Source organism: Candidatus Cloacimonadota bacterium, assembly GCA_020532355.1.
Taxonomy (GTDB): domain Bacteria; phylum Cloacimonadota; class Cloacimonadia; order Cloacimonadales; family Cloacimonadaceae; genus UBA5456.
Map to the genome: position 1 here is coordinate 1 of JAJBBD010000265.1, position 4,266 is coordinate 4,266.

The 4,266-nt window shown below is 40.2% G+C and carries 3 protein-coding genes; all 3 read left to right on the top strand.

What is annotated here, in order from left to right:
* Nucleotides 1-261: 261 nt before the first annotated feature.
* On the top strand, nt 262-615 hold the full coding sequence (locus LHW48_09095; GenBank protein MCB5260606.1) for a metalloregulator ArsR/SmtB family transcription factor: 354 nt from the start codon (nt 262-264) through the stop codon (nt 613-615).
* Entirely contained in the window at nt 612-2,696 is a 2,085-nt protein-coding gene (gene cadA / locus LHW48_09100) for a cadmium-translocating P-type ATPase (GenBank protein ID MCB5260607.1), read from the top strand. The genes LHW48_09095 and cadA overlap by 4 nt, the downstream gene beginning before the upstream one ends.
* Nucleotides 2,697-2,740: 44 nt before the next feature.
* On the top strand, nt 2,741-4,266 hold a 1,526-nt coding region (gene thrS / locus LHW48_09105; protein MCB5260608.1), incomplete at its 3' end, for a threonine--tRNA ligase.

Here is a 4,266-nt window from a genome sequence, read left to right on the forward strand (position 1 = left end):
AATATGATGATCAGAAAGAAGTTAGCATTGTTAGAACATCCAACTCGTATGGCTCATCATCTTTCGGACTTGGACATTTGAAGTTTTGGTGATTGGATTTGAAGTTTTCAGTGAGGGTTTATATTTATAATGAAAATTGAAGTTTTCAGTGAGGGTTTATAACTCTGTATTTATACGGGGTAAGATGAAAATCGTAGATTTATCTTGACGGATATCGGGGTTGCGCATAACATGAACATATATTCATATAATGGAGACATAATGACAGATAAATGCTTATGTAAGCTTATATCAGATAAAGAGATTAAGGCAATTATGAATGATCTGCCTAGTTTAGATACGATAGGAAAACTAGCCGAGTTATTCAAGGTTTTTGGAGATCCTTCTCGCTTGACCTTGTTACACTTTCTATCCAAAGCAGAGTTGTGCGTTGCAGATTTGGCCACTTTAGCACAAATGGGACAATCTGCTGTATCACATCAGTTAAAGATTCTAAGACTTAGCCGCTTGGTAAAATATCGCCGAGAGGGCACAGTATTTTACTACTCTCTGGATGATGATCACATCCAAAACTTATTTAAGGTAGCATTAGAGCATGTTCTGGAGGGAAAGTGATAATTCGAGAGTATGAAGTAAAGAATCTCGAATGTGCCGGTTGTAGCGCTAAGATAGAAGGCGAGATAGCTAATTTGATTGAAGTAGATAGGGTAAATCTCGATTTCATAAATAAGCGGTTGATTATACAATACAAAAACGATAATGAGAACGTCTTGGCCAAGCTCAATCGTATTGCTGCCAAGATAGAGCCTGGAGCATTCTTTCACGCTCCGGGTGAAGACATCATAAATACTAAATCTGCTTATACTATGTTTATCTTTGCCGGCTTATTACTCTGGCTTATTGTTCAGATAATCAACCCTTCCTCAGGAATATTTATGATATTAAGTATTATGGCCTTTTTGATGGTTTCTGCAAGAGTCCTAAAAAATGCTGCGCGAGAAGTGTTTTCCCATCAGTTGATGGCAGAGCACTTCTTAATGAGTATTGCAGGTATTGGCGCTTTGTATTTGGGTGAATATACCGAGGCAATAGCAGTAATGGCTCTATACGAATTTGGTCAGTACTTGGAAGCGAGGGCGATTACAAAAAGCAAACAAACTGTTGCCGGCATTATGTCCTTAAAACCTGATCTCGCACATGTTAAACTTGAAAACAACGTTCAAGATAAAAGACTCAACATGGTGCATCCTGGAGATATCCTGTATGTGCATCCTGGAGAGCGAATTCCCTTGGATAGTAAAATACTGAAGGGCGTTAGCACTCTAGATACTTCCAGCGTTAGCGGAGAATCTACTCCTCAGCCAGTAAAACCAGGAGATGAAGTATTTGCGGGATACTTGAATCAGGGTGGTTTACTGGAAATGGAAGTTTTAAGAAAAGAAAACGAGAGTATGATTGCCCGCATCTTATCTCTCATTGAAAATGCTGTTGCTAGAAAATCACGACAAGAACGCTTCATAACTCGCTTTGCTCGAGTGTACACTCCAGTGGTGGTTGGACTTGCAGTATTGGTATTTCTGATTCCAATATTAATGGGATATCCCGTTACAATATGGCTAGAGCGTGCTTTGGTGTTTCTAATTGTGAGTTGTCCCTGTGCTTTGGTAATATCCATTCCGCTTACGTACTATATTGGGATAGGACTTGCTGCCCGCAAGGGTATCATCTTTAAGGGTAGTGTATATTTAGATAGCTTACGCCAGATTAAGAGCTTGGTATTTGATAAAACAGGAACTCTTACTACCGGAAAGTTAAAACTAGAAAGTTTCTTACCTGTAGAGGACGTAAGATTAGAAGAATTGCAAACAGCATTATGGTTGAGCGAATACAACTCCCAGCATCCCTTTGCGCTAGCAGTTAAAGATGCTATTTCTTTAAACTATAATTTCGATGAACAACATGAATTTGAAGAGATACCGGGACGAGGAATTAGGTTGAGGTATGGTAATGATCTATATAGAGCTGGCAGTGACGACTACTTAATTAGCTTAGGCTTCAAGAACGTTTTGCAGCTCGATGCACTAAGCTTAGTGCATGTTGCGAAGAATAATCGATATCTTGGCATTGCTGCTTTTAGTGATGAAATAAAACACAATATGCCAAGTATACTAAGCAGATTGAGAAACATGGGAGTTAAGAATATTTCGATGCTTTCCGGAGACAAAGCTTCCAAAGCAGATCAGGTGGCAAAACTTCTTAAGCTAGATTTCTTTAAGGCAGAATTACTCCCTCATCACAAACTACATGTCTTGGAAGATATTATGAAAAGCAAACATCACAAAGTGGCTTATGTAGGCGATGGCATGAATGATGCTCCAGTTCTAGCAAGAGCAGATATTGGCATAGCCATGGGGTCTATAGGTGCCCAAGCATCCATTGATAGTGCCGATATTGTTCTTCTAAATGATAAACCGGAGCAGTTACTGCAGGCCTTCCAGCTTTCCAAGGCAACTAATAGTAAGGTGTGGCAAAACATCATCTTAGCCTTGGGCATCAAGTTATTGGTTATGATTCTGGGTATTGCTGGTTTTAGTGGGCTTTGGGAGGCTATAATTGCCGATGTTGGAGTAACGCTTCTGGTTATTTTCAACAGTCTTACTTTAACCAGGATTGTCAGCACACTTGACAAAAATTAACCATTTTACAAGTTGGAAAGATCAATGATGATTATGGAGATATTATGTCTGTAATAATAAGCCTTCCCGATGGGAGTAAGCGACAATATCCAGAAGCAATTAGCGCATATAAGGTAGCCGAGGATATTAGCCCTCGTTTGGCAGATGTCGCTTTGGCTGCTGAAATAAATGGTAAGATCTGCGATCTTGAAACCGTAATTGACTGTAATAGTGATTTAATAATCCACACCTTTAAAACTGAGCAAGGCAAAGAGTTATATTGGCATAGCACAGCCCACTTGATGGCACAAGCCGTAAAACAACTCTGGCCTGATGTTAAGGTTACCATAGGTCCCGCTATAGAACATGGCTTCTATTACGATTTTGACCGTGATGAATCCTTTTCTGATGAAGACTTGCGTAAGATTGAAGAGCGCATGAAAGAATTAAGCGCACAAGATCTCCCCTATCACCGCAAGGAGTTAAGTAAAGCCGAAGCAATTGAAGTATTCAAAAGCATGAATGAGGACTACAAAATCGAGATCCTTGAAGAGATACCAGAAGATCAGATTATCAGCACCTACACCCAGGGTGACTTTATTGATCTTTGTCGTGGACCCCACATTCCTTCCACTGGCAAGATCAAGGCAGTAAAACTGCTAAAAAGCTCCGGTGCATACTGGCGTGGCGACGAAAAGAACAAGATGCTAAAACGAATTTATGGCATAAGCTTCCCCACAAATAAAGAACTTAAACAGTATTTGAATTTCTTGGAAGAAGCTGCAAAAAGAGATCATCGCAAATTAGGTAAAGATCTCGATCTCTTTTCTATAAACGATGAAGTAGGCGCAGGACTTGTGTTGTGGCATCCCAATGGTGCCATGATCCGCCATCTAATTGAAGCTCATTGGAAAGATGAACATCTTAAGAATGGCTATAAGTTAGTTTATACTCCTCATGTTGGACGCAGTAACCTGTGGCAAACCAGTGGACACCTGGGCTTTTATAAAGAAAACATGTATTCCAATATGGATGTGGAAGGACAGGATTACTACATTAAACCCATGAATTGCCCCTTCCATTTAAGTATATACAATGCCAATCATCACAGCTATCGAGAACTGCCAATTCGTTTGGCTGAACTTGGCACAGTATATCGCTATGAACGAAGCGGAGTACTTCATGGACTTATGAGAGTGCGTGGCTTTACTCAGGACGATGCGCACATTATCTGCACTCCAGAGCAAGTAAGTGATGAAGTAGAAAAACTGATAGTTTTCTCGCTGGATATGCTAAAAAGCTTTGGTTTTAAAGATTTCTTGATATATCTTTCCACCAAGCCGGAAGCAGCAGTGGGTGAAGATGCAGATTGGGATATGGCGACTGGAAGCTTAAGGGACTCACTCAACAAGTTGGGTCTGGAATTTAGCGTGGATCAAGGTGGAGGCGCTTTCTACGGACCTAAGATAGATATAAAGATTAAAGACGCCATTGGCAGAGCCTGGCAATGTACAACCATCCAGTTTGATTTTAATTTGCCAGAACGTTTTGATATGCAATACATTGGAGCAGATAATCAAGCACATCGCCC

Bases quoted from the DNA above. Each gene is read 5' to 3' on its own strand.
- LHW48_09095 (MCB5260606.1), top strand. From the start codon at position 262: ATGACAGATAAATGCTTATGTAAGCTTATATCAGATAAAGAGATTAAG.